This window comes from Dethiosulfatibacter sp., from assembly GCF_983023055.1.
Map to the genome: position 1 here is coordinate 1 of NZ_CEZJXU010000158.1, position 2,505 is coordinate 2,505.

The following is a 2,505-nucleotide window of genomic DNA, read 5'->3' on the forward strand; positions in this document are numbered from 1 at the left end:
TTCACGCTCTTTTTGGGAATTTATTTGGAATTTGCTGTTTTTCAGCAAATATCCTCTTGCGATGGCAGGTTAATCAAAATTGCTACTTATTAAGTAGACACTAAGTAGCTAAAAAGCTCATTTTACCCATTTTCATAATGGAATTATATGAACCATATCTTTTTATGAATAGCAGTAAGGCACATCTCTCTGGATGACGACTAGTAAGCTTCAGTAGTGAAGTAATTTCTGGCATAGTTTCATCTAGTAGATTTATTAACTGTACTTTAGTCTTTGTAAGATATGATATTCTTTGTTGGTATTGTCTTGAAAGGAATTTTAAGTCTTCATATTTCTGATCTAATGGACTATAAGGTGTAAGTAGATATGCTTTTTCTAGAGCAAAAGTTGCAATTCGAATAGCATCTTTTTTATTTGTTTTGATTTTATGAATTTCAACGTCTCCAAACTTTTTCATTTGGTATGAGTTGACGAGGCAAACTTGAAATCCCTCATCTTGAAGTTTCTTCAAAACAGGGTAGTGGTAATGTCCTGTATACTCCATCAGGATGATTAGTGGTTCATTTAGATTTTTTTAGATATTGTACAAGTGCATTCATCTCTGTTTGATTGTGGTTCATGTCAAACGGTTTAGCACGAATGCTGCAATCGTTATTAAGTATTGCAACTTTACTTTTGTATTTTGAAATATCAATTCCAACAGCAATCAAAATGGTACCTCCTTAATATAGAATAGTTTTGATTGGTTCCAACTCTTCAAGATCCATTCATATTCGTGAGTTAAACGGGAGTGATGAAATCATCCCAACTTGCTTAATCGAACGCTGGACAATGAAGGCTGGCTAACAAATTTGCAGACGGGCGTGGTGTCCCAATTGAAAAGTACGTTAGCCAATCACCTTCATTATAAATAATAAGTAAAGGTTATAAAACCTCTATACTTATATATTACGAATTGAAAGCTGTGCGACTAGCACTTGAAATAATAGTACAAGGTACATCTTGGGCTGTCCAAGCGAAAGCTATTGGAATACTCCTTCCATATGGAGTAACCCTACCTATAGGTGCGTCATTGGTAACAATGGGGTGCTAAGCTATAGTGACAATGTGAACATACTGCTAGCCTAAAGTGGTTATCGTCGCTAGGGTAAATATATCACTATGATTAAAATAATTGAACTGCTGTAAGCTTCGTTAATTTGAAGTAGAGAAATAAGGCTGACACTCTATAACCAAAAGGTACAGAGACGGGACTACACGGGATAGTTTTACCGTGTAGGATATGGATGAACTCTCCGGAGTATAGGCAGAATCTAAGGTGGTATGAATTGGCCAAGGTGTACAACTAGGTAAGACCAATAAGTTCCTATTCAGGTAGGCAATCTGTAAAGATTGCACAATACTTAGTGGTTAAAGGAGCGCTAGAGAAAGCGAATGTTATCTTGTAATGAGATAGATAGTGGTTCGGAATTTGCCATAATCTGAAAGGATGCAGACTTCTAGCCGGTCATTTACAGCAATGAAAGGAAAGAAACTTTATGAATATAGAAAAGCCAAAAAGAGCTTGTACTCGGGCATCTATAGACTATTGTGGTTAGTAAACTTTAATCCCGGACTGCTAAAGCCGTCGAACAAAGACGGCTTGCTAACTATTGATATAAGTTAGTTCTAAATGGCTTGAGCCCAGTGACGTGAAAGTGTCACGCTGGGTTCTTATGGGAGGAAGGGGAGGCAACTCCTCTGACTTACCAGACGCAAGTTTATGATAACTTCTGATAAAGCGATACCTACTAACGACTAAGTAATTAAACGGGTACGTGTTTTTCAACTTTACTGTACAGGGACAGTTTACAGATTAAGGATGTATTATTGCTATTCTTATGAAAAAGAAAAAATTGATAATGTGAGGTAAGTTATGAGAAAAAGGATTTTAGCGTTTATGTTGTTCATCGTTCTACTGACAGCATCATGCAATGGAAATAATGGAGAAGACTTGTCAAAGATAAATGATAAGTTGATTGAAAATACAATCAAAATTGAAAAACTGGACCATAATCTGTCAAACTTTCTTATCACCTATGATGAGTACGAGAAAGATATGGCTGCGCTGTCGGGCAATATTGATATGGATACCAACTATCAAAGGAAATATATTCCTGATCCCATCGACTTAAGAGAAATCAAGGAGAGCGAGTTGGAGAATATAGCTGAAAAATACGGCAGGCATGGTGTTGACCTCAAGGTATCAAAGGTATTTGATAATTTGGATATTAAGTACATATATACAATGGCTACTGTTACACCCCAAATGAACCACAACCCGGAAGATGTATTGATTATTACAAGAAGATATGTGTATGTAAAGGATGACGAGAGCTGGATGCTTTCGGCAGTTGAAGTGGCATATTATGATGGTGAAGATTCTGTTGAGGAAATGGATAATACCAAGTTTGAAAATGAGCCGACAGGGTACGATCAAGAGCTGGTGTTGATAGATTCTAACGG

The 2,505-nt window shown here is 36.6% G+C and carries 3 protein-coding genes; 1 reads left to right on the forward strand and 2 read right to left on the reverse strand.

Features of this window, described 5'->3' with window-relative positions; all coding sequences use genetic code 11:
• Nucleotides 1-100: 100 nt before the first annotated feature.
• Together AC3AX0_RS06850 and AC3AX0_RS06855 are read right to left on the reverse strand one after the other, a co-directional pair.
• Nucleotides 101-544, reverse strand: a complete 444-nt coding sequence (locus AC3AX0_RS06850) for an IS110 family transposase (RefSeq protein ID WP_487549562.1) — start codon at nucleotides 542-544, stop codon at nucleotides 101-103.
• A gap of 16 nt (nucleotides 545-560) precedes the next feature.
• Nucleotides 561-710: a hypothetical protein gene (locus AC3AX0_RS06855; RefSeq protein WP_487549563.1), complete on the reverse strand. Its 150-nt coding sequence runs from the start codon at nucleotides 708-710 to the stop codon at nucleotides 561-563.
• 1,205 nt (nucleotides 711-1,915) lie between these two features.
• On the opposite strand from AC3AX0_RS06855, the gene AC3AX0_RS06860 reads away from it, so the two are divergent.
• Nucleotides 1,916-2,505, forward strand: a 590-nt coding sequence (locus AC3AX0_RS06860) for a hypothetical protein (RefSeq protein WP_487549564.1), incomplete at its 3' end; no start/stop codon positions are given.

What these genes read in the sequence shown, in the direction of transcription:
- AC3AX0_RS06850 (WP_487549562.1), bottom strand. Translation starts at nt 544, where the DNA reads ATGGAGTATACAGGACATTACCACTACCCTGTTTTGAAGAAACTTCAA.